Source organism: Atopobium sp. oral taxon 810 str. F0209 (genome assembly GCF_000466405.1).
Taxonomy (GTDB): domain Bacteria; phylum Actinomycetota; class Coriobacteriia; order Coriobacteriales; family Atopobiaceae; genus Olegusella.
Genome location: NZ_KE952966.1, coordinates 1 through 26780, shown reverse-complemented (window position 1 = coordinate 26780; position 26780 = coordinate 1). Strand labels below are relative to the sequence as shown.

Genomic DNA, 26780 nt, shown 5'->3' with positions numbered 1-26780 from the left:
AATGGCGCATATCGGCCCTCAGAGCGAAGAGTGGTCTGAAAATGCCGCATTGATGTCCAAAGCGAATCGCATGATTGCCATTTTTAGGAATATACCCATAGATGGTTCAAGTTTCGGGGCAAGTAAGCACAAAACTGCAGCTCATATTTTTCAAAAACTCGAAGGATGAACCATCTGAGTTTTGGGTTTATGTGAGTCTATGAAAAAGGCGATGGCCCAAAAGAGCCACCGCCTACGCAAAACCAAAAGTAGCTCAACTTTCCAGCCCTTAGGCAAGGAATCCAAAGTAGGCACCAACAACACCTAAGACCATAGTGCCCAAGATCAACCACATGGGATTAATCTTTTTAGAAAGCAGCCAATAGTACAGCCAGAAAGCAATCAAACCAACAGCACCCGGCATAATGCCATCAAGCACAGTCTGAATCGTAGTGGGATCTGCGCCTTCTGCAGCGGTACCAATTTGGACAGGAATAGTCGCCCAGAACATGTCTTTTGTCATTGCACCAATTACCATGACACCGACAATACTCACAGCCATGATAACCTTTTGCATCAAACCGCTTTCGGATGCTTTTTCCAAAAAGCTAACACCTACGGTATAACCCTTCTGGACACCCCACACACGCAGCCAAAACGCAGGGATATTGTAAATCAACAGGAAAACAAGGGGACCAAAAGCATTGCCCGCTTGGCAAAGCGAAATACCAACTGCGGCAGCAATGACACGAATAGTTGTCAGGAAGATAGAATCACCAATGCCCGACAGCGGGCCCATGAGAGCAGCTTTAACATCGTTAACCGCCTCAGGCTCAATTTCGCCACGAGCAATACGCTCTTCCATTGCCATAGCAATGCCGCCAACAAAAGGAGCAAACTGCACAGTGATGTTAAAGAATGCCGCATGGCGAGTGAGTGCCTTTGCATAATCCTCAGGACGATCGTGATAAATCTTCTTGAGCATACCCGCAACCATCAAGCAAAACGCAAGATTCATCTGCTTGTAGTAGGTCCAAGAGAACTCCATACCCAAGGAGCCTAGATTAAGGGATGACTTAATGAGGTCATCTTTAGTGATCTTGTACTGATCATCTGCAGTCTGCAGATTGTTATTTACTGCATCAGAAGTCATCGTCGTCATCTCCTTCTACGGCTAGCTGATTGTCAGTGGCAACGCCAAGCAGGTTAAATTTTTCGATACCAATAATGATGGCAATAAGGGCAACGCCCAAAGCAGGAACGCCCATATACGATGCCAGCAAGAAGCCCAAGAAGTAGAAAGGTAGATTTTCCTTCTTAAGTACCAAACGACCAAGCATTGCAAAACCCATTGCCGGAAGAATGTTTGCTGCAACGCCAAAACCAGTAAGAATGAACTCGGGAATCCAGTTAAGTACACCCTGAATGGCATCCGCACCAAGATAGAAGGCAAGAGAAACAAGCAAGAAGTTCTTCGCAACGCCCGCAAGACCAATAATCCAGTGCATCGCATAGATACCATTTAAATTGCCTTGCTTTGCATATACCTCTGCACGATCAACCAAAACAGGCATAAAGGCATTGATGATGTTGTTGATAGACAATGACAACACTGCGATAGGCATTGCGAGAGCGATTGCTGCTTCGGTACCCTTGCCAAGCGTGATAGCAAAAGCGCACGCAAGAACACTGCCAACTTTTTCATCAGGGGGAACATAAGCGCCAATAGAGATGTTTCCCATAAAGAGCAGCTCAAGGCTTGCACCAATCGCCAATCCTGTGGGCAAATCTCCTAAAACGAGACCAACAAGAGGACAAGTAATCAGTGGCCTAAATGCGTAAAGCGTGCCAAACTGATAGTCCATATTTGCAAGGGCAGCAACTAAGCCGACCAAAATGGCTTGCAAAAGCATCTTCTCCTCCAATCCTTTCCGTTGCTAGATTTTCAAACTTTTAACTAGTTACAGAACACTTTGAATCTCGATTTTTGGGTCATCTGCAAGCGGACGTATTTCCACCTCCACTCCTTGGTCTACCAGCTGACGCAAAATCTCTTCTTCTTCGGGTTCCAAAAAGACTTGACGCGCCACTTCGCGTGTGGTCGCCGTAGCCTTTGTATTACCTAAGTTCAAACTTTTGATTTGAGGACAGCCATCGATAAGTTGCTTTGCTTCTGCAATAGTCTGCAAGCAGATCAACATACGATACTTATCTGTAACGCCAGAATTGATTGCCTCAATTGCATGCGCCATATCCTTGATTACCAGTTTGCAACCTGCAGGCTTGCCAAGCTTGAGAGTGGTCCTCCAGATAGGATCGTTTGCCACATGGTCACCAACGCAAAAGATGCAGTTCGCATGCATACCCTGTACCCAAGAAACGGCAATCTGGCCATGTAGCAACCTATGGTCAACTCGTGTCAATAAAATCATTGAATTCCCTCCCTCTTGCTCGCACCTCTTGCCCTGACGTTAGAAGTCTTCATCCTCGGTATCCACGCCTGAAACTGCATCGTTGCAGTACACAGGATGCAGCGAATCATCATGAGCGAGCTTACGCAACAATGCATCCGTGTCTTCCTCTGCATCCGCAAAAAACAAGGTCAGTAGTAGAGGAAGATTCATATTTGACATCAAATAGACATTGAGGCGAGAGAGCATCAATTTGGTGAACTCATTGTTGACACTACCTCCAAAGAGATCAGTACACACAACCACATCATCGGTGCATGGCAATGAATCAACTAACTCCACTGCTGCTAAAGCAATATCATCGTTTCCATCGACAAAAGCATTGAGGATATAGACGTCATCTCGTTCTCCCGCCAAAAGGCAGAGACTCTCATAGATGCCCGCAGCAAAATGCGCATGTGATGCAATTACGTACTTTCTACTCATGCCTGTAAATCTCCAAAGTGAGTTGACACCAGCATTGTCTTAGTAAACAAACTGATGATAGTAACGACGATATTTGAGATTGTGTTTTGTTACTGTCTCGTAGTAGCGCGCCAAACGATCGGTAGACAGCACGGAAATAATATATGTCGAAATAATCGTGCGGAAGTCATCATCAAGTCCAGGTACGCCATACTCAGCCGTATCAATAACGGTAATATCCGTATCACCCGTACGGCCACTCTTGAGAAAGGCTTCTACGCGCTCATCAAGGGCGCGGCATTCATCTTCGCCCTTGAACAAAACTACGGGCACACCAGGCTCTACCAATTCAAGAGTCCCATGGAAGAAGTCTGCGGAACTGATATAGCGTGTACGCTTCCACTGCATCTCTTCAAGAATACACATGGCAAAAAGAATCGTTTCTCCCCACAAAGCACCCGAACCGATAAACATAGTGTAAGGAGCCAAGGCATATTTTTTTGCAAAGGCTTCAGCTTTGGGTTCAAAGGCCTTGCGAATATCAAGCAGTACCTGCCAAATACCTTTGGTCTGCTCAATAAATTGATCGTACTTTGGGAAGAAGCCCTGGCGGTTAAGGATACGCAAGCCAAAGCAATCGGCAAGGTAATAACCTTTTTCGCAACCACCAGTAGCGTGGTCGTTTTCCATCATGATGCAGTTTTCAGCACCAACCGCCTGTCCAATGGGTCCTTCGGGATTTGTCATGGCATAAATACGCACGCTCTGCTTTTTCATTTTCTTTACTGCTTGGAGTACTTCGGGAGTGGTACCCGACTCAGAAGAAGTAAAAACTACTGACTTGTCGGTCATAAACTTGTCACCAACAACATTCCACTCAGCTGCGTGAAGAAGATGTACTTGATGCTCAGTGTCCGCATACTTGTTCATGAGATATTGGAGACGCAAAAATTCATCCCAAGTACCCCCAACACCCAGCAGAAATAAGTGATCAAAACCTTCATCACAAACCTTATCGGCAAGCGCTTTCATCTTCTTTCCGATTTCGTATAGCTGCTTGCCATCGCTCAGATAGCCTTCTTGATCAAAGTTCATGATTTCCACCGTTGCACTTTCCCTCATGGTGAATCTCCCTTTATATGTGTGGCGTGAACATAAGGCTATAGAAACATGTTGCATGTTTCTAAGAACCACTTTTTTACAAGATAATGTTTTATAAGACCACTTTTGACAAAAAGCAGAGCGATTGGGTTAGTGGTATTAAATTTACGATAAGTGGTATATGGAATTATTAGTAAACAACGGCATAAGAAGCCCTATCGCCCCGACGCAACATACGCGAGTGCTCCATTGCGGCTCCCGTTTCGTCATAACTGATGCAGTCATAAACCATAACGGGTTGGTTTTCTTTCATCTCGAGAAATCGTGCATCGCGTGCCGTAAGTCTCACCATATCAAGTCGTTCAACTGCCTGCGCAATAGGATGTCCAAAAAGGGCGTACGCATCATAGAGTGAGAAAAGCGCTATATCAATTTTTTCGATTTCAGGGAATATGGGTAGAGGGATTACCGTACGTTCAATGGAAATGGGAACGTTGTTCACATAGTTCAGCCGTCGAGCCACAAGCACCATATCGTCTGCCTGAATTGAGAAAAGTCGCGCATAATACTCTCCTGCAGGACGACGATTCTTCGAAAGAATTTTTACCGTTGGCACAGCGTTTTGCGCACTTATGCCTTCACGAAAGCCACGAACCTTCTGTGACTCCACCAATTCTTGAGAGCGATCAACCACATAGACGCCCTTGCCTTGCACGCGGCGCAAGAGTCCTTCTTCTACTAGCGCATCTACAGCATTACGAACAGTAGGACGCGTGGTATTAAACTCGGCTGCAAGCTCATTTTCTGAAGGGATGCTGTCGTAGGGTTGGTATTCACCCTCTTCAATCTTTGTACGGATCAATTCCCGAAGCTGCAGGTACATAGGCTGATGTGGCTTGAATGTCTCAGTCATTGCGTACCGTCCTCGACGTTTTTGCCATCACATAACGGCTGTCTTCGGCTTCAGATACAAAGCTATAACGATCGGGACGAATGACTGACTTGTAGTACTCAAAACGCCTTTCATCATCCATCCAAGCTGTTCCCGTCTCAAAAAAGACCGGTTCATCAACAGCTATATCAAGCAGCTCTGCTTCCTGCGTATCTGCTCGAGTAATTGAAATACGGTCCTCACCATGTGCAACATAAATTCCGTAGTTTGTCTTGAGCACATCAAAGAGCGACTCCGATGCAAAATCATGCTTCTCTATTCCAGGGCACATTGCATAGTTCACTTGGGTTTTTTCGACCATACAAGGCAAACCATCAACAAGGCGCAACCTATGTAAATAGAAAACTAAATCGCTAGGGTTAATGCGCAATTTTTTTGCTACATGAGGACTCGCAGGCAGTATTTCTGCATGAAGAAGAACGGATGCTGGCGATTTACCCACCGCGCGCACGTTGTCACTAAAGCCAACTAAACCAGCTCGACCTGTATACGACACAGGACGAACAGGCGCCACATATGTACCGGATCCACCTCTGCTTTCTAGGGTATGTGCTTCTACCAAAAACTGAATAGCACTGCGCAATGCAGTCCTCGAGACACCCCATTCAAGGCACATATCGCGCTCAGAAGGTAGGCGATCTCCAGCTTTGAGTTCAAACTTCTCAATGTAGTTTTTTATGTTTTCCAAAGCGTAGTCAAACGCTGGAATCTTTCCATCACTCATAGCGCCTCGCGAGAACTACATCACAGCTGTAGTTTTCCAAAATCAAAGTTCAGAATTTAAGCTTGACCTGCTTCTTTCATTGCAAGAAAATCGTCTCTCATTTTCTTGGCAACCTGCTTAATCATCTCATAGGTAGAAGAATCACGTCGCACTTCTTTTTGCACGAGGGGAACTCCAAGGGTCGAAACTTCACCATTTGCTGCTAGTACCTGCAATACCACATGCATGGACGTGCAGTACTTTCCATTTTTACTTGCATTTGCCTTTGAAACGAGCGCGGGATTCATAAGAATCTTTTTGAAAAGTGCCTTTTGATCGGCCCCTTTACTATCAAAGGCCTCATTTTCAATAACTTGACAATCCACGATATCTGCGTAGCTATGAATTGCTGCAGGCATTCCTTTAAGAACAACTGCCCATTTTTTATTCTTCTCATCTTGGTAAAAGGAAGGCAAAAAAGAAAATCGCGGAGCCTCAAAGATTGTCTTTGTGCTGTGAAAATCTACAGCTGCAAGCTTGGCTGTAGCATCCCTGGTAAAAAGCGACATCACATCCCCTTAGAACCAAAACCTATGTTTCTTTGATACTACAAACAGATGCGTACTTGTTCCCACAAACTCCCAATAGAGTTGTATATATGTCACGCTTTGATACATTTATGGGATCGGGGCATGAGCATCGCTTTCGTAGATGCCATGGGATGTAGATGCCAACGGCGTGACTCAATTCAGCGCGACGCGCGGCACCTCGAGATTGGTAGCTTATTTTGCTACCTTAGCGAGTCCTTCTTTCAAACAGCGCTCAACGCAAGCCGCACCATCGGCGGCAAGCATCTCAAACTCCTCCAGCTGGGTACCTTTGAGCTGACGCAACACATAAGTTGCCACATCCATTTTTCCAGGAGGACGACCAATACCGCAGCGCAGGCGACCAAAATCGCGTGTACTCAGCTTGTCAGCAATTGAACGCAGGCCATTATGCGCGTTAAGACCTCCGCCCCACTTGGCAGCAACCTTGCCCGCCGCTAAATCAACCTCATCGTGCACTACCAACAACTCCGCGGGACTCACATGATTTAAGCGTGCAAGTTTGGAAAGGGGTCCACCGCTGGTATTCATAAAATCCTGCGGCTTGGCAAGCAGCACTTCGCGCGTTTCGCCAAAAACATCCGTCACCTTGATTCGCGCGACCATACATCCAGCTTCGCTTTTCCAATAGCGAACACCATAGTCATCCGCCAGACGGTCAACTACGGCAAAGCCAATACTATGACGAGTAAACGCATAGTCTGCGCTAGGATTACCCAGACCACAGACTATGCGAATTGTTTTTGGAACAGAGGGCATAAAAGCGTCCTATAACTCGCTGCCACCACCAAAAATCGTAGAGGTCGGCTGGTTGGTATATACCTTGTAGATTGCTTCGGCAAGCTCGGGTGCCACAGAGACCGTCTTGATCTTGGAGCCTTCCTTATTTGCATACTCGCAAGGAATTGCATTGGTAACGCAGCACTCTTCAATAGGTGCATCTTCAAGACGCTCAATAGCGGGGCCGGAAAAAACACCATGTGTGGCGCAGACATAAATGTCGCCAGCGCCCTTCTTCTTGAGCTCCCTCACCGAGCCGCAAAGCGTTCCTGCGGTATCAATCATGTCGTCGTTAATGATGCAGGTCTTGCCTTGAATATCGCCAATGATAGCCATGACCTCGGAAACATTGTGGCGAGGACGACCCTTGTGGGCGATAGCAAGCGAGCAACCCAGCATATCGGAGAGCTTTTTAGCAGCCTTAGCGCGGCCCACATCGGGAGAAACAACGACAACGTTTTCCCAATCCCAGCCCTTTTCCTCACCCATCTCGGCATAATACTTACCAAAGAGATCAAGAGCGGTGAGGTGAGTTACAGGAATGTCAAAGAATCCCTGGATCTGACCTTGATGCAAATCAAGAGTGATAACACGATTAACACCTGCAGTTTCAAGCAGATTGGCAACAAGGCGAGCAGTAATTGGCTCGCGGGAAGCAGCCTTGCGATCTTGACGAGCATAGGCATAGTGAGGAATAACAGCCGTCACACTTGCAGCAGATGCGCGATGAGCTGCATCAGTAGCAATGAGAAGCTCCATCAACAGGTCATTGACGTTTTTACCTGCAATAGACTGGATAAGGAAGACCTCGTCACCACGAACAGACTCGTCAAAACGAGCATAAATCTCGCCATTAGCAAACTTCTCAAGCTTGAGACCAGAAACCTCAAGGTGCAAGATGTCGGCAATCTCCTGCGAGAGCTCCTTGTTGCCGCTACAGGTAAAAAGTTTGATTTCCTTGGTGGCAAACATAGGGGCGCTTAGATCTTCGTACATGTACTTGTCCTCCTTGATGGGGCTGTGTGGCTGGCGCTATGACTGTTTGTAATATTTGGACGATACAACGAACGAACTGCTTATTAAGGTGTCGGGACACCTGAATTGCTAAACATAAAAGAAGTGCTTAGGAAGGCTGTGCAGCATCAAGTTCATCCTCAATGTTGATTTCCTTGGCAACAAAATCTTCAAGGATATAGCCATCACCTACCTGCACGTCTGTAAGGCGTGTATTGGGACCAATGAGACAATCTTTGCCAATCTGCGTATTACCCCAGAGCATCGTCAGAGGCATCAACGTAGTATCGCGTCCGATGCTCACTTCGGGGCCTACCCAGACAAGCGCAGGATCAAGCATCGAGACGCCTTCAGCCATCAACGCATTGTTGATACGCAGCTGCATGGCTTTATTTGCCTCCGCTAGCTGTGCACGGCTGTTCACGCCCAGCAACTCAGCATAATCATCAACATGCACAGAGGAAACAGGCTCGCCCATGTCCACATAAATGCCCACCATATCTGTGAGGTAATACTCATGTTGGACATTGTGGTTGCCAATTTTGTCAATATTGACCGTAAGTCTGCCTCCGCAGAAGCAGTAAATGCTTGAGTTGCATTCAGTCAAACTCTGACGCTGCTCAGGAGTGCAATCTTTATGCTCAATAATTGCCTGGACTTTGCCCGCCTCGTCAAAGGCAATGCGTCCATATCCCGTAGGGTCGGGAGGCGTCATCGTAAGTACAGTGCAAGTGTTATGCTCTGTTTTTGTGCGCTCAATAAGAGAAACAATGGTTTCAGCGCGCAGCAGCGGAGAATCACCAGATAAAACTACGACTGGCCCATCAAAGCTACCAAGCGCATCGCGCACACAGCGAACGGCATGACCAGTGCCAAGACGTTCTACTTGCTCGACAAACATCACGTCTTCACCAGCAAGGCAATCACGTACTTCTTGGCTGTGACTTCCCACAACGACCACAATGCGGTCAGCGCCAGCTTGATGCGCCGCACGCACAGACCACCAGACCAGCGGCCTGTCGAGGAGCTTGTGGGTAACTTTGGAATGGGCAGACTTCATTCGCGTTCCCTCGCCAGCAGCGAGTACAATCGCGGTTGTTGACATGCCAAGACCCTCCAGTATGGGGTTTGCAGATCCTAAAAGCGAAGCTGCACAAGGTAACTTCTCTTTTCAAATTACTATAGCGTAGAGACTGCCATATGGGCGGTGAAAACGTTCCTGCAAAATGCAACCACAGGATTAAAAGAATTACATTTTGATACAAGGCTTTGCCGCGCATACAAAAGCGCAATAAAAAGTGGCTGGGGCAGAGGGATTCGAACCCCCATTCACGGCACCAAAAACCGTTGTCCTGCCATTGGACGATACCCCAGTGACTCGGCTGATTCTACCAGATGGCTAGCATTTGCGCAGTCGTCATCTAACACGCATACGAAACTTTCGCGATAAAATTTGCTGCGTCCCGCCCTTCCTATTTATTGCGACTATTTATTTATTGCTGCGACTATTTATTGCAACCATTCCTCTTATTTGTTGCGCGGAGGCCAAGTACTTGCAATAACTGGTGGCTCTGAGCTAGTCCACGCATCAATCTTTGCATTTGGATCTGCATCCAAGGTAAGAGGAGCCATCATGCCTGCGCGCCAATTACGCAACGCAACAGCCGCAATCATAGCGCCGTTATCGCCACAAACTACCATTGGTGGCACGGTAACACGAACGCCCATCTTGTCAAAGGCCTTTTTGTAAGCCGCGCGTAACCCAGGATTTGCAGCAACACCGCCGCCAACACAGAACTCTTTGACATCCGTCTGGCGCACTGCTTCTGTTGCTTTTGCAACTTGCACATCAATAACCGCTGCTTCGAAACTTGCAGCCAGATCTGGTAAGTTGACAGGACGTCCAGCCTTATTTTCGCCTTCGATATAGGTAATAACAGAGGTTTTGAGACCCGAAAGGGAGAAGCGGAAATCATGGCTATGCATCATCGCACGGGGGAAGTGAATCGTCTTGGGATTGCCTTGGGCAGACAGGCGCGAAATCACGGGGCCACCGGGATAGCCAAGACCGAGTGCTTTTGCCACCTTATCAAAGGCTTCGCCCACTGCATCATCAATGGTTGTACCTAGGATCTCATAATCTCCCCAGTCGCGGACATGTACCAACATGGTATTGCCACCAGAGACCAAACTTGCCACAAAAGGTGGTTGAAGATCAGGCGTCTCAAAGAGATTGGCAAAAAGATGGCCTTCGAGGTGGTGCACTGCCAGTAAGGGCAAATGAGCACCAATGCAAAGACCCTTTGCAAAAGCAACGCCCACCACGAGCGCACCAACAAGTCCAGGACCCGCAGTAACGCCGACAGCTGTAAGATCTGATGGCTGCAGTGTGCCAACACCCAACGATGCACCTGCTTGTGCGAGCGTTTCTTCGTAGACGCCTACAATTGCCTCGGTATGTTTGCGACTGGCAATCTCGGGGACAACACCGCCAAAACGAGCATGGAAGTCAATTTGAGTTGCCACAACATTGGCGAGAATTTCGCCTTTACCGTTGATGATTGCCATAGCAGTTTCATCGCAGGAAGACTCAATAGACAAGATAAGCGGAGCTGCCGCTTTGATGCGCGCTTGAGCCTCTGTGCTGCGTGGAGCAACATGAGTTGGCCATTCACGTAAGGACGGCTTGTGCTCGGGACGAGTACCAACAAGCTTTTCATCTAGAGCCAGCGGCAAAGCAGCACGCAAAATCAACGCATCGTGACCCTTGCCATAGTAAGCAGGACGCCTGCCTTCCTCAATCATACCGAGTGCTGCATAGGTTGCCTGACCTTCAGTGTTCTTGGAATCGACCTCAAGGGATAGATAGTGAGCACCAAGCATTTGGCCATCGTAGGCCACGCGAGAAATCAAACGTGTTGCAATACCTTGCCCACGGCGGCTCTGCTCTACTGCAACATCCAGGAGCTCAAGATCATCCCCCGCAAGCATGCCGCCTGCAAAACCAATCACCTGGCCACGATCGTGAGCTACCCACCAACTACGACCGGGTTGAGAGAGCTCTTCAAAAAACATTGCACGTGTCCAGGGCGTATGGGCTGCACCTTGGAAAGCGTCTTGTTCAAGCCGAACCACCGCATCAAGATCGTTAACCGACATAGGACGAAGCTGTAGATGAATGGATGCAAGTGCATCATCGACTCCCGTAACCTTTACCGAGGCAGGAAGGGTAAGGCCCAAGCGCTGGCGCTCGCTTTCCTCAGCATCAGATAAGCGGGTATAAACGGGGAGCACGAGTGCAGGATCACCGTTGCCTGCTCGGCTGCGTCCATCAGCAGACACTGCAGCCATAAGCAAGCCTTCGCCTGTGGGGAGCCAATTTTCCTCCGCGGCAAAACGCGTCATACCAGCAGATTCGAAGGCAGCACGGTGTTTAATAAGGCCACCGCCAACAACCAGCAACTCATCACGGTCTTCACGAGCGCCCCAAGCCTCTGCACAGGCAGCTGCCTTCATCACAGTTTCGGTTTCAAAAGTGCGATGTGCACCAGCCTCATCAAGCATATAAATGCCTGGGTACACTTCACCACGCATGGCATCAGCCGCCACAGCTATTTTGCCGCGCGCGCCCTGCTTCCACATCGACCAAGCAACGGAATCCAAGGCAGAGGCGCCATACAGAGGTAAGTTTGCTCCACAAGCAATACCTTTACCTGTAGCAATACCAATGCGGACACCGGTAAAAGAGCCGGGGCCGCGACCAACAAGCACTGCATCCAAGTCTTCCATGGAGAGTCCTGCTTGTGCAAGAGTTTCTTCGCAGCTTGTCACGAGCTCAACATTGGCTTTGCGACGGCATAGGTGATCAGATGAGGCGAGCAGCTCAACCTGTGAGCCCTGTATGCGACCCACCGCACATGCCAGCATATCCGTGGAGGTATCAAGAGCAAGCACCAGCTTCTCTGGCTGGACGTTCCGCTCGTTCTGTTTTGTGTTCATATCTTTAGCGTCATCCATCCGCTACTCATCTCATCAAAATTTACGCTGAAAACCCACTGGATGGGGCTGCTCAGCTGCCAATCCCAAATTCTCTAGTTTAAACCTCCTCACTGCCCACCATCCCTCTTCACCCTCATTCCATACCTCTGCTTTCAGTCTCCTCACTCCTGCCTTTCCCGCCTAACACGTCCCTCAACTTTTCCCTGCTCATCCTCGCATCGACAAACATTGCAACCTGAGCTTGCAACGTTTTTTTCACACCCCCATATACCTGCGAAAATATACAAATCTGCAGATAGATGAATCCCGTTGCAACCTGAGGTTGCAACGATTGGCCCTTCGGACAGAAGCAAATTTCTTTTTTATCCGTACACTTCTTTGGATAGAAAAAATGATGAGAATGTGGTTTTTATTCCGTAAAGAAAATAATTGCTCTTTCCAGACATCCCCTTTTCTTAAAAATCGTTTGGAATTACCCCTCTCTAGCTCTAGGTTTATGCATGCACACAGCTGAGCTCCAGTTAAAGTCAGCTTATGGCAAGCAATCGTCCAAGCTAAATCCAAGCTACATACCTTAATTTCTAAGAATGGGAACTTGCATTGCACATTCAACAGCACTCGCTTATTGGCTCACCCGCAGCCAATCGCCAGGACAATTATGCGTCGCAAACCACTCATTGATTCAGTCGCTCACTACCAGCACAGCCGATGTGGATAGAGTGCGTGCCTTTCTGATAGATTGTGGCGCTTTACCAGATCGAGGCACCGCTCATCACCGAGACACTGCTCATTGCAATTCCCATAGTGCCTATGAGTCATGCAAAACCGACCACCTTATTCATACGTTGGTGCAATCACGAGCTGACATTAGGAGAGCCCAAAATTTCCAAGCACACGCCATCAGAGGAACTGCTCAGACCACATCTCAGCATCATTTGCCAGAAGGGTCGATTCTCATGCTCAATGAACAAGATTTGATTACTTCCCCCGAAGCAACATTCTTTGAAATTGCTTCGGGGACATCTAATATCGTTCATGCTATAGAGATCGGCTACTATCTCTGCAGCAAATTTTATATATCTCCAGAGGGTTATGGACTTATAGGAAAACGTAATCCCCTCACTTCGATTGAGCGTATTTCAAATTACCTCAATCAACTTACCGGTGTATATGGTGTTGCAAAAGCGCGAGAGGCGCTGCTGTACGTGCATGAGAATTGTGAATCACCTCAAGAGGTTAACCTCTCAATCGAGCTGGCACTTCCGCTTAGACTGGGAGGGCGCGGATTTCCACCACATCAAGCAGCTCAGGAATTCCCTTTGCATAACTATCGATGGCAACGTACTCTCGGTTGTAACTATCTTCGCGCTGATATCTATTTTCCGGATTTAGATGCCATCTTCGAATATGACAGTTACGAAGAGCACATGAATAGACAGCAATTCGACCACACACAAACTCGTGCAGGAATACTACGAGCGCAGGGTCATAAGGTTATTTCAGTTACTTTTGGTCAATTGTTAAACAATCAAGCTTTCAATGACTCAATTTTTACTTGGGAAGCAGAACTGGGGCTACCGCATCCTTCTCTAGACAATATAACTATCCAAAAACAATACTTACTTCATAACTTTTTATACCAAATGAAACGTCGCATGTTCTGATAATTACCTCTCAGTACAGCTATGTACCTTTTGGCTTTTTGGAATGATTCGTTGCAACCTGAGGTTGCAACACTTTTCTTATACCACTATCTACCTGCACAAACCTGTAAATATGCAGGTAGCTGCTCTCCGTTGCAACCTCAGGTTGCAACGGAGTTAAACAAAACTAAATCCCATATACAAGGCATTCGTAGCATCCAATATGAAGAAGCAGAGCTAGGAAATATGCAAAGGATTTGGAAACTAGGCTAGACGGGAGAGAAGAGAAGCAGCGCGCGGGCAACGAGGAACAAGGCAGAGCTTGCGAGGAGGTTCTTGACCTGCTTCTACCTCATCGTCTAGACGACTAAGATAAATATCTAGACGCTCATCACCAATCTCATCTGCAAACTGCTCGCCCCACTCTATGACACAAACACCGTCGCCACCGAGCACATCAAACAAACCAGTATCTTCTAGCTGGTCAGGATCATCCAGACGATACAAGTCAAAGTGGTATAAAGGCATATCCTTGCCCTCATAGACCATCTCGATAGTAAAAGTGGGACTTGTCACATCATCCTCAACACCCAAGGCATCCGCAATACCCTTGGTAAGCTGAGTCTTACCTGCACCAAGATCCCCGGTCAAAATCAGCACATCACCAGGTACTAGCTGCACGCCAAGTTTGCGACCAAACTCGATAGTTTCTTCTGTGGACTGCGTTTTTATACACAACCCCCCGCCCATCAGCTGCTCACTCACCTCGCACCTCCTGCCGGATGCTCTGCCAGCCAGGCCCCCAACATACGGAAGTCATCATCCAAAAATTGCTGCCATTCACGGTGATATAAAGCGGCTGCGGGATGGAAGACAGGCAGTACTGCAAAATGCCCCGTCTGATAAAACTTCCCGCGCAGGCTCATAATGCCTGCATCGGTATGCAGCACAAAGTGCGCCGCAAAGTTGCCCAGACACACGATAACATCGGGCCATACGCTACGAATCTGCTCGCGCAAAAAGGGTGAGCAACGCTCGATCTCTGAAGGTTGAGGATTGCGGTTTCCAGGCGGACGACATTTGAGTACGTTGGCAATATAGATGTCTTCACGTCGAAGCCCCGCAAGACTCAGCAGTGCATCAAGGTTGTGGCCGGCTGCACCAACAAAAGGCTCTCCTTTGAGATCTTCGTTTTTGCCCGGCGCTTCACCCACAAACATCACTCGCGCATGAGGATTGCCCACACCAAAAACTAGTTGATTACGAGTCTCTCCTAATGGACATAAATGGCAGTCACCCAGCACCGAGCGAATTTCTGCAAGAGAAACCTCACCTGGCTTTTGATTTTGATGACCAGGAATATGCATAACCCCCATGTTGCCCTCTTCCGAAAACAGACTCGGACGAATTTTGCGCGCCCTAGACATAAACCTTCTCAAGCCTTAGCCCAAAGTCACAAGCGACTTCATAATTGATAGTTCCACGCACTGCAGCCATATCATCGAGCGTGATTTCATCATTGCCATCACGACCAACAATGGTTACCACATCGCCTTCTTGTACTGGCTCGATGGGTTGATAGCTACGAGCGGTATTAACCTCCACCGCAAACATAAACTGATCCATACAGATATTGCCCACCTGCTGGAAGCGATGTCCGTTACAGAGCACGTCAATACGGTTGGATAGTGTGCGAGCAAGTCCGTCTGCATAGCCCAAGGGCACTGTTGCAACCTGCACGTTTCCGCGAGGAACGCGCCAAGTCATCCCATAGCCAACACCTGCTCCCACGGGCGGATTGACCGCACGCGTCACGCGAGCGCGCACGCTCATTGCTGGCTCCAAATCCATACGTGCTGCAGTTGTATCAGAGGCCTGCAGACCATACAAACCTATACCCACGCGGCACATGTCAAAATGCTGGCGCGGATGCAGTACGGTACCCGGTGTATTGTCACAATGTACCAGACCAGGATTAACACCCGACGCGCGCAAATCAGCAATAGTCTCAGAGAAGCGGTTAGCTTGCAACTCAAAATCCCAGTCCCCCGGCACCTCAGCTGTTGCAAAATGCGTAAAGGTACCCGCGCATTCAAGGCCGCGGTGGAAATCCACTGCATGGCGGAACTCGCGCACCTCGTCAGGCATCACCCCAATACGTGTCATACCCGTATCAACTGCCAGATGATACTTACCCACTTTGTTGGCAGCAGCAGCACACTCACCATATGCCAAAGCAAACTCTGTCCCATATACCGACGGCATAATGTCGTATTCCACAAGCGTCTGTACTGCGTCGATTGGCGGTTGATTAAGTATCAAAATAGGGCGAGTTGCCCCAGCTTTACGCAGCTCTACACCTTCCGCAACGGTTGCTACAGCAAACTGATCTGCTCCGCCAGAACGCATAGCTTTGGCACAAGCGACCGCACCGTGACCATAGCCATCTGCCTTAACCACACACATCAGTTTGGTACCTGGCTCAATCATCGAGCGAAATGCGCGTGTATTTCTCTTGACTGCGCCAAGATCAATCTCAACCCACGCCCAGCGATCAGAGGGATACTGTACCTGCGCCATATTGCACCCCCTACTCCGCTGCGCCAGGCAAATCTAGAAGCGCCACCTGCTCCTCGATTGCATCTGCCGCAAGTCCAATTGCATCAATAATGTCTGTTGCCATTACGCCACGCGAGCCAAAACGTCCAGCCGCAATGGCTCCTGCCTGGCCATGAATCTCGCAGGCCAAGGCAGTAAGCAAGGGCAGTCCCTCTGTACCGATCTTGGTAGTTGCCAACTGCGCTGCAATGATACCGCCCAATACATCACCCGAACCAGCAGTCGCCAACGCTGCAGGTCCAGGTTTGGGAAGCAGAGCAGATTCTGGACTCACGCAAGCAGTCGCACTGCCTTTTGCCACTACACAAAGCTCAGAGCCGCCATCGGCCCATGCAATACGGCGAGCAGCCTCAAGGACCGAGGTAAGTGAATCAGGAGGTGTGTCAGACAGCCCTACCAACCTACCAAGCTCCAGGCGGTGCGGCGTCAGCACCAACGGCGCCTTACGACGAATCAATTCAGGGAACTCATCCAGTTGGTTTGAGGTAAGACGAGCAAGACAGTTAAGGCCGTCAGCATCAATAACCAGCGGCTTATCAACGGTAAGCAAAGACGAGACAATAGAAACTGTCGAACCGCTCACACGCATGCCGGGCCCCACGAGTGTTACATCACACTTTTTTGCCAGAGACTCAATAAGATCGTGAGCACGTGTTGAAAAACAACCATCAGCATCAGCAGGTAGGGCAATTACGGGAATTTCCATCATATGTGTTTGCACAAGACCTGCAATAGCCGCAGGTACCGCAAGCGTTACATAACCAGCGCCCGCGCGAGCAGCGGCACGCGCGGCCATCATTGGAGCGCCGGGATAGCGAGTAGAGCCACCAACCACCAACACTGAACCGCGGCTAAACTTGTCCACCGCCGAAGACTGCGGTGCCATTACATCTAAGTAGTCGTCAAGGTCGGGGCGCCATGCTACAGGATCTGCTTCACGAACAAGTCGCTCGGTCTGCTCGGCCAAAGGAGCTACAACGATGGACCCGCAGGCATCGCGGCCATCATCAGCCAACAAACCAGGTTTAAGCACGAGCATTGTTACGGTTATGTCGGCAGCTACGCAAGGGCCAGATGCCACGCCGCGCTGGGCAGAAAGTCCACTTGGCACATCAGCAGAAACCACACGCGCACCCGACGCATTCACTGCGTCAATCCATACATTGAAAGGTGGACGAGCGCTGCCCTGAAAACCCGTACCCAACATGGCATCAACCACGACATCGGCACTAGCAAGCAGAGCATCCAGCTGATCGCGCGGAGGAGCAACCATCACACCAACGCCTGCTTTATGGGCTGCTTGAGCACACACACGTGCAAGATCACTATGAATATCTTCGATCTCTGCAGGTGAAACCACAGTTACGCTGAGTCCACGGCGCTTGAGTTCATCTGCTGCTACCCAGCCATCACCGCCGTTGTTACCCAAGCCTGCAAGGATGGCAACCTCATGAATGCCTTCCATGCGCAGTACTTCATGGGCCAGCGCAGCACCTGCGCGGTGCATAAGCTCTGACACACTCACACCTGCCTTGGTGAGCGCCTCCTCAACCCTTTTGACATCTTCGACATTAAGCACTGGCTGCATGTCATCACTCCTTTGTGGGGTTCGTCTGGATACGCTCTAATTCATCAATTACCGTCCGAGCACGGCGAAAAGTGGCTCGCAGCTCCTCGGCAGGATCACGTTTTTCTTCAAGGCGCGGGCGCGCATCTTCGGTCACAGCAACCGCATTGGCAACTGCCACTTCGTGTGTCAAAGACAGCGAGAGGGCAATTTCGGTAACACCCGCTTTTTGTGCCAATTCAAGTGCACGACCAGCAAGAACAGCATGATTCTTGCCATCTTCATCGCGCTCAACGGTCACATTTCTCATCCAGATACCATCCTCGGGACCCGCCCCCAAGGCGGTCGCAACGGCCCCGCGAGCAGCAAAACGCACTGCATAGTGAGCTGCAGGGCGAGGACGAGATTCGCAGTAACGACGCTCATCATCAGTAAATACCCGACGGGCCATTGATGGTCGGCGAGCCAAAGTGCGCTCAACGCGCTCTATATCCATGATGTTAACGCCGATGCCAGCTGTTGCCATAACCCTACTCCACCGTCACGGACTTTGCGAGGTTACGAGGCTTATCCACGTCGCAACCGCGCTCCATCGCGACAAAACGAGCAAGCATCTGCAAATGCACAATAGCCACAATAGGCACTAACTCTTCTTCGGGAACAGGCGGAATCCAAAGGGTATTCTCGCATTGACGCGCTACATCAACATCACCATCAGTGGCTACTGCGATGCAGTGTGCACCACGAGCATGAACTTCCTGGATGTTCGAGACCGTCTTGTCATGCACATGGTCTGCCGGCACAATTGCAACCACAGGAAAACCTGGCTCAAGCAGAGCAATCGGGCCGTGCTTCATCTCTCCTGCAGGATAGGCCTCAGCGTGCAAATAGCTGATTTCTTTGAGCTTGAGCGCACCTTCAAATGCCGTAGTTGCATTGACGCCACGACCCAAAAACAGCGCTGAATGTGCCTTGCGAAAAACCTGTGCCACACGCTTGTCTTGCCAGCTACGCTTTAAAACCTCGCGGATGAGATCGGGCAGCGCCTCAAGGTCATGATAACGTCGAGAGATTTCTTCCGTGGTCATGGCACCCTTGGCAAAGGCAAGTCGTAGGGTCAAGAGACATGCAGCAACCACCTGCGCCGTATAAGCTTTGGTCGAAGCAACACAAACCTCAGGTCCTGCTTGCACATACATTGTGCCGTCGGACTCTCGCGCAGCAGTTGAGCCAAGGACATTGGTAATCGCAAAGACCTTACAACCCAAAGCCTTCATACGACGAGCTGCTGTCAGCGTGTCTGCTGTCTCGCCCGACTGGGTCACGATAACGCAAAGCGTATGGCCGGTAACCAATGGATCTTTATAGTTAAGCTCGGAAGCATACTCACAAATCGTAGGAATATGTGCCCAGCGCTCAATCAACTCACGAGCAATGAGACATACATGGTACGAAGTGCCACACGCAACCAAATACACACGATCAATTGCCGCTAGCTCTTCTTTTGTCATTGAAAGCTCATCAAGCTCAATGCCATGCTTGCCCAAACGGCCTGCCAGCAAACGCTCCAGCGCCTCGGGCTGCTCGGCAATTTCTTTTGCCATAAAGTCAGGATAGCCTCCCAGTGTTGCCGCAGAAGCATCCCAATCCACCTGTAAGGTCTGAGGATATTCGCAGGGTGTGCCGTCTGCCTCAAATACCTCGACTTTGCCATTAGCGCAAAGGCGCGCAAACTGACCGTCTTCAAGATTGATAACTTCAGAAGCAACGCCCGCAAGTGGCATAACGTCGGAAGCAGCATAGGCACCTTCAGGGGTTGAAGCAACTACCAGCGGAGAGCCCTTGCGTGCCACGACAAGCTCTCCTGGCGCATCGGCACACTCAACCGCCAGCGCCCATGAGCCTTCAAGGCGCGATACCGCATTGCGAACCGCTGCCAGCAAATTGCCGCGCGCGGGACCATTCCACGCATCTTCCACTAAATGCGCCACTACTTCGGAGTCTGTCTCACTCTTGATTTCATGGCCATGCTGCATAAGATAGCTGCGCAAGCTGAGATAGTTTTCGATGATGCCATTGTGCACAATAGCAATGCGTCCTGTGCAATCAGTATGAGGATGTGCATTGCGATCGGTCGGCGCACCATGCGTCGCCCAACGTGTGTGAGCAATGCCTTGGGTACCCACCAAATTTGCCGTTTGGCAGCGCTCGGCAAGAGTTGCTACACGACCGGAACACTTCACCGCATGCAGTTCGCCATCAGGAGACAAGATAGATAGACCCGCGGAGTCGTAGCCGCGATATTCTAGGGCCTGTAGGCCATCAAGCAAAAATTGCTGTGCTTGCTTTCTGCCGGTAAAGCCAACGATGCCGCACATGTATGCCTTCTTCCAAAAGAGCCATATTCTGCATAATTCTACCAGCATCAACAAAGGACGATATATAGAAAGTACGCATAATTAAATTGCTTATATAGCTCCCCTACGGACTTCGGAAGCACCCGCTCCCACTGTAGATGGGTTCAAAAAGCGCCCTTCAACCCACATCGGGTTCAATATGCGCCCTTACGCCATTTTTTACCTGGGCATTCTTCGGCGGTTTGGTACGCTTTTGAACCGCCTGTGGAAAAGTGCCTACAACGGGTTCAATAAGCGCCCTCGCAACAATTTTTATCAGGGCTTTTGTGGCATGTAAGGTACGGTTTTGAACCGTCTGCATAAAGAAGGATGCAACGGGTTCACAAAGTGTCCTTTAATAAATTGCATGTTCAGCACAATTACACGCTTGGATATTGCAACAAAAGAAGGACCAGTGGTGCCACAGCGACAACCACCGGTCCTGTCATTACACGCGACTCTCGACTCAAGATATCGTTAGCAAGCAAAATAAATCAAACAAACGAGACAAGCAAAACAATTGCAACTTGCGGACTCGCTTACGCAAGCAGACCCTCAACCGTCTCCACAAGATCGGCGGCAGTAAGCTTGAACTCCGCCTGCAAGAAGTCGGGTGTACCCACCTGGCCAAAACGCTCATTGACACCATGGCGCTTAAACGGCACTGCAACACCACCCTCCATCAGGGTAGCGGCAACAGCCTCACCCAAACCGCCAACGATGCTGTGATTTTCGAAAGTCACCACCGCGCGCTTACCGACCGCCTCAGCCAAAACAAGCTCGACGTCAAGAGGCTTGATGCAGAACATATCGATAACCTCTGCAGAAATACCCTCATCAGCAAGCAGATCTGCTGCCTTAAGCGCATCAGCAACTAACTGACCAGCGCTAATAATCAGCACATCAGAGCCCTCGCGAACTACGTTGCCCTTGCCCATCTCAAAAGTTGAGCCATCAGCATAAATAGAAGGAGCATCCTTGCGCCCTGTGCGCAGGTAATGAATACCATCCATCTTGGCAAACTCGCGCACAATCCAGTCAGCCTGCACCGCATCAGCTGCATCACAGACAACAGAACCTGGCAATGTACGCATAATTGCAACATCTTCCCAGGTTGTATGCGTGCCACCGTTTGCGCCCACAGTAAAGCCGGGATCAGAACCCCAGATATTGATCGTATTGCCCGCGTAGCCACCAGACAAGAAAATCTGATCAAAAGCGCGACGCGTTGCAAACGGACCAAAGGTATGGGTAAAGGGAATAAATCCCTCAGAACTCATACCAGCAGCAATGCCCATCATGTCGGCCTCAGCAATACCCACTTGTACATATTGCTTGGGATGTGCTTCCAAAATCTTACTCGTACCAGAAGCGCCACCAAGATCAGCCTCAAGCATAATGATCTTGTCGTTAGTATTCATGAAGTCGATGATGGCATCACAAATGGTATCGCGATATGAAGCACCCTTGCCGCCGAGCGTTTCGGAAAGTGTGAACATTTATGCCTCACTCCCTTCAATTTCTGCATCAAGAGCAGCAATGGCTTCATCAGTTGTTTGGTTGATTTCGTCGTTATTCCACTTCATAGAGTGGTTAGAAACAGCAGTCTCAAAGTACTTGACGCCGGCACCCTTAACAGTATCCAGAACGATTGCATTGGCAGAGGATTTGTTCTGCTTTGCAGCCTCAATAGCAGCATCAATCGCGGCAATATCTTGACCGTTGACCTTTTGAGTCTCAAAGCCGAAAGCTTTCATTTTCTCCACGTAATCAAAGCCGTAGAGAACTTCGTCCGTAGTACCGTCAAGCTGCTTTTTGTTGCTATCGATAAAGACGATGCAGTTGGAAAGCTTCTTTGCCGCAATAAACTGGAACGCCTCCCAACACTGACCCTCATTGAGCTCACCGTCGCCTACGATGAGATAGGTGTACGCATCAGATCCTTTAAGCGCAAGTGCCTGAGCAATGCCCGCCGCCTCAGAAGTGCCCTGACCTAGCGAACCTGTCGTTGCATCAACGCCCGGAGTTTTCAGGCGGTCAGTGTGAGATGGTAGATTGGTTCCGCCATCATTAAGCGTCATTAACCACTCTTTGGGGAAAAAGCCTCGCTCTGCCAGCACAGAATACATAACAGGACCTGCATGACCCTTGGACAAGACAATACGGTCGCGCTCTTCCCACTTAGGGTTTGCAGGGTCGTGTTTGAGCTGCTTAGTATACAAATCGGCCATCAACTCAACCAAGGACAAGGAGCCACCAATATGACCATATCCGCGGTGCTGCAACATAGCAAGCACATCGCGGCGCACCTTTGCCGCAAGTAGCGTTGCCTCCTTGAGCTCTTCTTCTTTCACCGTGCCTCCAATGAGTTGTGAAACCTTTAGAACAAAAAAGAGCCCTGCGAGCCGAAGCTACACAGGGCGTTTATTCAAAAATCTAGCCCAGCTTTGCCTTGAGCTTTTCTTCAAGCTCGGCCTTGTCGAGGATGTTGCTCAGAACAACTTTGCGATCCTCGGGGATGTTGGCAATGAAGTCACCGAGGTCGGCACCAACCACAAAGAGGTCGGCAGCCGTGGGGTTGATATCAGAAATGGTGGTGTGATCAACCTCGATCTCGCTGTGACCAAGCTTCTTGACAACTTCCTCGGTGTTCATGTGAACAATGAGACTGGAGCCGAGACCAGAACCACAGGCGCACATAATCTTACGAATAGCCATAGTGATCTCCTTTTGGTTGGGCCGCCAATAATCGTTTTAGCGGCGTGTTCGTACCTAGTCTATCCACTTTTTCTAGCAGTAATACAAAACAAATTACCACGCCGATAAACGGTGCTTCTAGCGAAGGAGCCGAAGACACTCGGGCTCCGGCTCCATGTTTGGCTATCTCGTCATTCGGACAAGAACTGAGGCATTAGGCCTGCTTCTTGGGAGCGACGAAGTTGTAGATAATCGGCAGCAAGTAAACGATGACACAAATGGCAACAAGCAGACCACCCTGTGCAAAGTTCACAGTGTTACCAAAGACGATACCCATCCAAGAGAAGTCAGCATCAGAGAACGTAGTGCCAACATAGCCCAGAGCGCTAAAGACAGGCATGCAAATCATAGGTAGGAAGGTAATGAGCAGACCATGTGCAAAGGAGCCAGCGATGCAGCCTTTGAGACCGCCCTCAGCATTACCAAAGACACCAGCGGTTGCACCACAGAAGAAGTGTGGCACGACACCGGGGAGGATAAGAGCAACCGGAATGGCTGTGTTGATGCCGTTAAGAATAAGCAGACCAACGATACCGCCGATGAAGGAGCTCAAGAAGCCGATGATGACAGCGTTAGGAGCATAGGTGAAGGCAACGGGGCAGTCCAAAGCAGGCTTTGCGCCAGGAACGAGCTTGTCAGCAATACCCTTGAAAGCAGGAACGATCTCGCCAATGATCAGACGGACGCCGGACAGGATGATGTAGACGCCACCAGCAAAGCTCATGCCAGAGGTAAGAGCCCAGACAATCCAGTTGGTCTTGGTCTCGGTGCCAATGTTAAGCAGAGCACCAAGGTTGCCAACAGTAAGACCATAAGGAGCAAGTAGCTCAGCAGCTGCAGCTGCATCGGTACCAGCAGGAACGATGTTCAGCAGACCCTTGGCAACAGCAACGCCAACAACAATCAGGAAGAAAACCATCATCGTGATGGAAATAGAAACGGTAGTATCACGCAGGAAGACAAGACGCTTGGGGAAGTTAATCTCCTCGGTGCTCTTGCGCTTGGGGTCATTAGCAAAAAGCTTACCAATAACGCCTGCAAACCAATAACCGATACCGCCAAAGTGGCCCAAGGCAACACCGTCGGTACCAGTAACCTTGCGGAAGGTGACCTGGCAATAAGCGGGAGACAGAACCATGATGAGACCAAGCAGGCAACCACCAGCAATGTACAGGGAGACACCCTCAAGGTGACCAGCGCCACCAAGAATGACAGCAATCATGCATGCCATGTACAGAGTGTGGTGACCAGTCAGGAAGATATAAGGCATACGGGAGAAGCGAGCCAGAACAATATTGAGCGCCATGCCCAAAGCCATGATGATAGCGGAGCTGGTGCCAAAGTTCTGAAGAGCATCAGCGACGACTGCCTCGTTGTTGGGAACAACGCCCTGCATGTTAAAGGCGTAGTTAAAAAGCTCACCAAAGGCGAGCAGAGAGCCAGTCTGCAGGAAAGATGCACCTGCGGACAACACCAAGAAGCCAACAATGGTTTTAATGGTGCCCTTGACAACGTCTTCGATAGGCTTGTGCTGTAGGCAAAGACCCACAAGTGCAAGCAGACCGACTAGAATAGCCGGCGTCGACAGAATGTTGACAATAAAGTCTAGTACTGCCATTTTTCCTCCTCCAGTTGCAATGTGCCTTACATGGTTCCGCTTGTATTACAAACGTGCTCAGACGGCTAAGCCGCAAAGCCACGCATTAGGCGGCAGGCGCCTCAACAAAAATCCTGTAAACCTCATCGACATCAGCAGCGGTTGCCACTTTTTCGATATTTGCAGGGTCGGCAAACATCGTTGCCAAGATGCGCATAACATCAATGTGCGAATCGGGATCTGTTGCAGCCAATGTAACGATGACGCGAACAGGCTCGCCAGGCTTGAATTCGACACCCTGACGCGCAATGGTTACCGCGAGCTGCTGCTTGATAACGCCCTGCTCGGGACGAGCATGCAAAAGAGCCAAATCCGGAGCAAGCACAAAGTACGGACCAAACTTGTTTGTGTTTTCGATGATGCCGTCAATATAGGCAGGTGTAACAAAGCCGCCATCTACCAGCGGTTGGACAGCAACATGAATAGCATCTTGCCAGTCTGCACAAGAAGGAACAATCTGCACGTTTTCTCTTTTGAGCATTTCAGACATAGCACCCATAGTGTTACCTCCCCTCAAAAATCGGCTCTAAACACTAAAATCACCTTAAGATCTTTCTGTTAGCGCTTAAGCTTTTGGAAAGTTCATAGATGCTTCTCATTACGTGCACATTCTATTCATGTTTTTTCCTGTTTTGTTCGAAAAAAGTACACATTCGCGTTTCTTCTTGTTTTGTACATAATTCCTACATATTTATGGTAAATTTAAAAAAGGTTCAACAGTTTGGAGGTATCGTGAGATAAATTTTTTCACAAGCTCATCGGCCTAGAGAGGGGGTGCGGGCTTGTTTCGTCGGGAGCGCTGGGAGCAAATCGTTGCCATTCTTGAAATTGAGGGTTCGGCTAGCGTCGAGAACCTTGCACGTCGCTTTGGCGTGAGCGTCGATAGTATCCGCAAGGATTTACAAAGTCTTTCTCGCGAAGGCCGTATTGAGCGTTATTACGGTGGAGCCCGCAGGATTAGTAATCCCACCCCTACTGCTGTCCGTCGTAGTGGTCAGAACTTTGCTCGAGGTTCCGGAACTGCTTCCCGACCTACTGCTCAAACTCATCCTTGGCCTTGGAACATCTCCGAGCCCACCTTGGGTCCCATTTCTGTCGAACAAGAAGCTGATACCACAGCACACCAAGCTCGCGAAGCAGTTGCCCGGCGCGCATATCTTGAAATCAATAATGGTGACTCCATTTTCTTGGATGTGTCGCGAACAAACCTGTTGCTGGCAGATTTAATTGCCGAAGGCGACAAGCGCGTCATTGTTACCACCAATATGATTGAAGTGCAGCAGCGCCTGTCTTCTCTATCTCATGTTACGGTGTTAGGTACAGGCGGCTATCTCAACGTACAAGTCACAGGTTCAATGAGTTCTGCTACCCAAAGTTTGCTGGAACCTCTACTGATGGCGAAGGCGTTTATCGGAGCAAGCGGCGTCAATCTCAAACAAGGAGCCGTAACTTCCAACTCCATCGACACTGGCGAGATGAAAGAGCGTGTGATTCATAACGCCTCCTATCGCTTTCTGCTGGTAGAGGAAGAGAAGTTCCATCGTCCTGGCGTGTTCCGTTTTGCTTCCATCACTGACTTTTCAGCAATTATCACAAACGCTTCGGATCCTGAAATCTTGGCCAAGCTTTCTCGCTATGGCATCCCCACACTTCGCTCAAATCCAAGCTAGTTGGGCATGTCGAGCTCTTCAGCCAAGCAAATCCGCCTACGCTTAAACTCACTTCCTTCTCAGATCCACCATCGCCCCATCCCCATATTCGTGCACGTAAGAAAAAATGTCTGGGTATATGTCCTATCTATGCCCCAAACTATCCCAACCTCAGGTTGATACGGCTAATTTGGTAAGCCTTCTAGCTGTGTATCTATGTAAAACGTACCGGTAGAAAGCCTGCCGTTGCAACCTCAGGTTGCAACATCTTGGAGCAGGACGTGCGCGAAAAGCACGTGTCCACACTATCAACTCGTCTTGTAGCAGCGCATCGTAACCAACAAAAGCCCACTCTCCTTCATATCAAGTGTCAAACGCCACACCCTGTTTCATACCAAGTGCCAAAAGCCACACTCTATTTCATGCTGGGTACCAAAAGCCACACTTCGTGGTCAAGTCCAAAATGGTGTGTAAATTTGC

The 26780-nt window shown here is 49.4% G+C and carries 26 protein-coding genes and 1 tRNA gene; 3 read left to right on the top strand and 24 right to left on the bottom strand.

What is annotated here, in order from left to right; translation table 11 throughout:
• Nucleotide 1: 1 nt before the first annotated feature.
• Entirely contained in the window at nt 2–169 is a 168-nt protein-coding gene (locus tag HMPREF9069_RS09625) for a hypothetical protein (RefSeq protein ID WP_232204059.1), read from the top strand.
• Nucleotides 170–268: 99 nt separating this feature from the next.
• Here HMPREF9069_RS09625 and HMPREF9069_RS07415 read toward each other — a convergent pair whose 3' ends face one another.
• The 13 genes from HMPREF9069_RS07415 to tsaD form a co-directional block, all read right to left on the bottom strand.
• Complete coding sequence (locus HMPREF9069_RS07415; RefSeq protein WP_021626614.1) at nt 269–1132, bottom strand: PTS system mannose/fructose/sorbose family transporter subunit IID; 864 nt, start codon at nt 1130–1132, stop codon at nt 269–271.
• Nucleotides 1122–1892 carry a PTS mannose/fructose/sorbose/N-acetylgalactosamine transporter subunit IIC gene (locus HMPREF9069_RS07410; protein ID WP_021626613.1) on the bottom strand — a complete coding sequence of 257 codons (771 nt, stop codon included), beginning with the start codon at nt 1890–1892 and terminating at the stop codon, nt 1122–1124. The genes HMPREF9069_RS07415 and HMPREF9069_RS07410 overlap by 11 nt, the downstream gene beginning before the upstream one ends.
• A gap of 48 nt (nt 1893–1940) precedes the next feature.
• Nucleotides 1941–2411: a PTS sugar transporter subunit IIB gene (locus tag HMPREF9069_RS07405; RefSeq protein WP_021626612.1), complete on the bottom strand. Its 471-nt coding sequence runs from the start codon at nt 2409–2411 to the stop codon at nt 1941–1943.
• Between the two features lie 39 nt (nt 2412–2450).
• The gene (locus HMPREF9069_RS07400) at nt 2451–2876 is read right to left on the bottom strand and encodes a PTS sugar transporter subunit IIA (protein WP_021626611.1); all 426 of its coding nucleotides are present in this window, start codon (nt 2874–2876) and stop codon (nt 2451–2453) included.
• A 39-nt stretch (nt 2877–2915) separates the two neighbouring features.
• Nucleotides 2916–3977: an SIS domain-containing protein gene (locus HMPREF9069_RS07395; RefSeq protein ID WP_021626610.1), complete on the bottom strand. Its 1062-nt coding sequence runs from the start codon at nt 3975–3977 to the stop codon at nt 2916–2918.
• Nucleotides 3978–4146: 169 nt separating this feature from the next.
• The gene (locus HMPREF9069_RS07390) at nt 4147–4869 is read right to left on the bottom strand and encodes a GntR family transcriptional regulator (RefSeq protein ID WP_021626609.1); all 723 of its coding nucleotides are present in this window, start codon (nt 4867–4869) and stop codon (nt 4147–4149) included.
• Nucleotides 4862–5632, bottom strand: a complete 771-nt coding sequence (locus HMPREF9069_RS07385; RefSeq protein ID WP_021626608.1) for a GntR family transcriptional regulator — start codon at nt 5630–5632, stop codon at nt 4862–4864. Before HMPREF9069_RS07385 ends, HMPREF9069_RS07390 begins: the two co-directional genes overlap by 8 nt.
• Nucleotides 5633–5688: 56 nt before the next feature.
• A complete protein-coding gene (locus HMPREF9069_RS07380; protein ID WP_021626607.1) occupies nt 5689–6180 on the bottom strand; it encodes a hypothetical protein in 492 nt (163 codons plus the stop codon).
• 213 nt (nt 6181–6393) lie between these two features.
• Nucleotides 6394–6978: an aminoacyl-tRNA hydrolase gene (gene pth / locus HMPREF9069_RS07375; protein WP_021626606.1), complete on the bottom strand. Its 585-nt coding sequence runs from the start codon at nt 6976–6978 to the stop codon at nt 6394–6396.
• Nucleotides 6979–6987: 9 nt separating this feature from the next.
• Entirely contained in the window at nt 6988–7995 is a 1008-nt protein-coding gene (locus tag HMPREF9069_RS07370) for a ribose-phosphate diphosphokinase (protein WP_021626605.1), read from the bottom strand.
• Between the two features lie 127 nt (nt 7996–8122).
• Entirely contained in the window at nt 8123–9118 is a 996-nt protein-coding gene (locus HMPREF9069_RS07365) for a bifunctional UDP-N-acetylglucosamine diphosphorylase/glucosamine-1-phosphate N-acetyltransferase GlmU (protein ID WP_021626604.1), read from the bottom strand.
• 194 nt (nt 9119–9312) lie between these two features.
• A tRNA-Gln gene (locus HMPREF9069_RS07360) sits at nt 9313–9386 on the bottom strand.
• 154 nt (nt 9387–9540) lie between these two features.
• Nucleotides 9541–12030, bottom strand: a complete 2490-nt coding sequence (gene tsaD / locus HMPREF9069_RS07355; protein WP_021626603.1) for a tRNA (adenosine(37)-N6)-threonylcarbamoyltransferase complex transferase subunit TsaD — start codon at nt 12028–12030, stop codon at nt 9541–9543.
• 938 nt (nt 12031–12968) lie between these two features.
• Here tsaD and HMPREF9069_RS07345 point away from each other — a divergent pair.
• On the top strand, nt 12969–13676 hold the full coding sequence (locus tag HMPREF9069_RS07345) for a hypothetical protein (protein WP_021626601.1): 708 nt from the start codon (nt 12969–12971) through the stop codon (nt 13674–13676).
• Between the two features lie 243 nt (nt 13677–13919).
• On the opposite strand, the gene tsaE is transcribed toward HMPREF9069_RS07345, so the two are convergent.
• The 11 genes from tsaE to HMPREF9069_RS07285 all read right to left on the bottom strand — a co-directional run bounded on the left by tsaE (nt 13920) and on the right by HMPREF9069_RS07285 (nt 25150).
• The gene (gene tsaE, locus HMPREF9069_RS07340) at nt 13920–14405 is read right to left on the bottom strand and encodes a tRNA (adenosine(37)-N6)-threonylcarbamoyltransferase complex ATPase subunit type 1 TsaE (protein ID WP_035438868.1); all 486 of its coding nucleotides are present in this window, start codon (nt 14403–14405) and stop codon (nt 13920–13922) included.
• A gap of 11 nt (nt 14406–14416) precedes the next feature.
• Complete coding sequence (locus tag HMPREF9069_RS07335) at nt 14417–15031, bottom strand: uracil-DNA glycosylase (protein WP_035438867.1); 615 nt, start codon at nt 15029–15031, stop codon at nt 14417–14419.
• Between the two features lie 43 nt (nt 15032–15074).
• A complete protein-coding gene (gene alr, locus HMPREF9069_RS07330; RefSeq protein ID WP_021626597.1) occupies nt 15075–16235 on the bottom strand; it encodes an alanine racemase in 1161 nt (386 codons plus the stop codon).
• 10 nt (nt 16236–16245) lie between these two features.
• Nucleotides 16246–17862 carry a bifunctional ADP-dependent NAD(P)H-hydrate dehydratase/NAD(P)H-hydrate epimerase gene (locus tag HMPREF9069_RS07325; RefSeq protein WP_021626596.1) on the bottom strand — a complete coding sequence of 539 codons (1617 nt, stop codon included), beginning with the start codon at nt 17860–17862 and terminating at the stop codon, nt 16246–16248.
• 4 nt (nt 17863–17866) lie between these two features.
• Entirely contained in the window at nt 17867–18367 is a 501-nt protein-coding gene (locus HMPREF9069_RS07320) for a holo-ACP synthase (protein WP_021626595.1), read from the bottom strand.
• A gap of 4 nt (nt 18368–18371) precedes the next feature.
• Nucleotides 18372–20219, bottom strand: a complete 1848-nt coding sequence (gene glmS, locus HMPREF9069_RS07315; RefSeq protein ID WP_035438815.1) for a glutamine--fructose-6-phosphate transaminase (isomerizing) — start codon at nt 20217–20219, stop codon at nt 18372–18374.
• A 557-nt stretch (nt 20220–20776) separates the two neighbouring features.
• Entirely contained in the window at nt 20777–21736 is a 960-nt protein-coding gene (locus tag HMPREF9069_RS07305) for a transketolase family protein (protein WP_021626592.1), read from the bottom strand.
• Nucleotides 21737–22591 (bottom strand): transketolase, encoded by an 855-nt coding sequence (locus HMPREF9069_RS07300; RefSeq protein ID WP_021626591.1) that lies wholly within the window; start codon nt 22589–22591, stop codon nt 21737–21739.
• An 82-nt stretch (nt 22592–22673) separates the two neighbouring features.
• Nucleotides 22674–22955 (bottom strand): PTS sugar transporter subunit IIB, encoded by a 282-nt coding sequence (locus tag HMPREF9069_RS07295; RefSeq protein ID WP_021626590.1) that lies wholly within the window; start codon nt 22953–22955, stop codon nt 22674–22676.
• A gap of 193 nt (nt 22956–23148) precedes the next feature.
• Complete coding sequence (gene ulaA / locus HMPREF9069_RS07290; RefSeq protein WP_021626589.1) at nt 23149–24612, bottom strand: PTS ascorbate transporter subunit IIC; 1464 nt, start codon at nt 24610–24612, stop codon at nt 23149–23151.
• 85 nt (nt 24613–24697) lie between these two features.
• Nucleotides 24698–25150 (bottom strand): PTS sugar transporter subunit IIA, encoded by a 453-nt coding sequence (locus tag HMPREF9069_RS07285; RefSeq protein ID WP_021626588.1) that lies wholly within the window; start codon nt 25148–25150, stop codon nt 24698–24700.
• 283 nt (nt 25151–25433) lie between these two features.
• Between HMPREF9069_RS07285 and HMPREF9069_RS07280 the strand changes: the two genes are divergently transcribed.
• On the top strand, nt 25434–26321 hold the full coding sequence (locus HMPREF9069_RS07280; RefSeq protein ID WP_021626587.1) for a DeoR/GlpR family DNA-binding transcription regulator: 888 nt from the start codon (nt 25434–25436) through the stop codon (nt 26319–26321).
• The last annotated feature ends 459 nt before the right edge of the window (nt 26322–26780 follow it).

Bases quoted from the DNA above. Each gene is read 5' to 3' on its own strand.
- HMPREF9069_RS09625 (WP_232204059.1), top strand. From the start codon at position 2: ATGGCGCATATCGGCCCTCAGAGCGAAGAGTGGTCTGAAAATGCCGCA.
- HMPREF9069_RS07415 (WP_021626614.1), bottom strand. From the start codon at position 1,132: ATGACTTCTGATGCAGTAAATAACAATCTGCAGACTGCAGATGATCAG.
- HMPREF9069_RS07410 (WP_021626613.1), bottom strand. From the start codon at position 1,892: ATGCTTTTGCAAGCCATTTTGGTCGGCTTAGTTGCTGCCCTTGCAAAT.
- HMPREF9069_RS07405 (WP_021626612.1), bottom strand. From the start codon at position 2,411: ATGATTTTATTGACACGAGTTGACCATAGGTTGCTACATGGCCAGATT.
- HMPREF9069_RS07400 (WP_021626611.1), bottom strand. From the start codon at position 2,876: ATGAGTAGAAAGTACGTAATTGCATCACATGCGCATTTTGCTGCGGGC.
- HMPREF9069_RS07395 (WP_021626610.1), bottom strand. From the start codon at position 3,977: ATGAGGGAAAGTGCAACGGTGGAAATCATGAACTTTGATCAAGAAGGC.
- HMPREF9069_RS07390 (WP_021626609.1), bottom strand. From the start codon at position 4,869: ATGACTGAGACATTCAAGCCACATCAGCCTATGTACCTGCAGCTTCGG.
- HMPREF9069_RS07385 (WP_021626608.1), bottom strand. From the start codon at position 5,632: ATGAGTGATGGAAAGATTCCAGCGTTTGACTACGCTTTGGAAAACATA.
- HMPREF9069_RS07380 (WP_021626607.1), bottom strand. From the start codon at position 6,180: ATGTCGCTTTTTACCAGGGATGCTACAGCCAAGCTTGCAGCTGTAGAT.
- pth (WP_021626606.1), bottom strand. From the start codon at position 6,978: ATGCCCTCTGTTCCAAAAACAATTCGCATAGTCTGTGGTCTGGGTAAT.
- HMPREF9069_RS07370 (WP_021626605.1), bottom strand. From the start codon at position 7,995: ATGTACGAAGATCTAAGCGCCCCTATGTTTGCCACCAAGGAAATCAAA.
- HMPREF9069_RS07365 (WP_021626604.1), bottom strand. From the start codon at position 9,118: ATGTCAACAACCGCGATTGTACTCGCTGCTGGCGAGGGAACGCGAATG.
- tsaD (WP_021626603.1), bottom strand. From the start codon at position 12,030: ATGGATGACGCTAAAGATATGAACACAAAACAGAACGAGCGGAACGTC.
- HMPREF9069_RS07345 (WP_021626601.1), top strand. From the start codon at position 12,969: ATGCTCAATGAACAAGATTTGATTACTTCCCCCGAAGCAACATTCTTT.
- tsaE (WP_035438868.1), bottom strand. From the start codon at position 14,405: ATGGGCGGGGGGTTGTGTATAAAAACGCAGTCCACAGAAGAAACTATC.
- HMPREF9069_RS07335 (WP_035438867.1), bottom strand. From the start codon at position 15,031: ATGGGGGTTATGCATATTCCTGGTCATCAAAATCAAAAGCCAGGTGAG.
- alr (WP_021626597.1), bottom strand. From the start codon at position 16,235: ATGGCGCAGGTACAGTATCCCTCTGATCGCTGGGCGTGGGTTGAGATT.
- HMPREF9069_RS07325 (WP_021626596.1), bottom strand. From the start codon at position 17,862: ATGCAGCCAGTGCTTAATGTCGAAGATGTCAAAAGGGTTGAGGAGGCG.
- HMPREF9069_RS07320 (WP_021626595.1), bottom strand. From the start codon at position 18,367: ATGGCAACAGCTGGCATCGGCGTTAACATCATGGATATAGAGCGCGTT.
- glmS (WP_035438815.1), bottom strand. From the start codon at position 20,219: ATGTGCGGCATCGTTGGCTTTACCGGCAGAAAGCAAGCACAGCAATTT.
- HMPREF9069_RS07305 (WP_021626592.1), bottom strand. From the start codon at position 21,736: ATGTTCACACTTTCCGAAACGCTCGGCGGCAAGGGTGCTTCATATCGC.
- HMPREF9069_RS07295 (WP_021626590.1), bottom strand. From the start codon at position 22,955: ATGGCTATTCGTAAGATTATGTGCGCCTGTGGTTCTGGTCTCGGCTCC.
- ulaA (WP_021626589.1), bottom strand. From the start codon at position 24,612: ATGGCAGTACTAGACTTTATTGTCAACATTCTGTCGACGCCGGCTATT.
- HMPREF9069_RS07285 (WP_021626588.1), bottom strand. From the start codon at position 25,150: ATGGGTGCTATGTCTGAAATGCTCAAAAGAGAAAACGTGCAGATTGTT.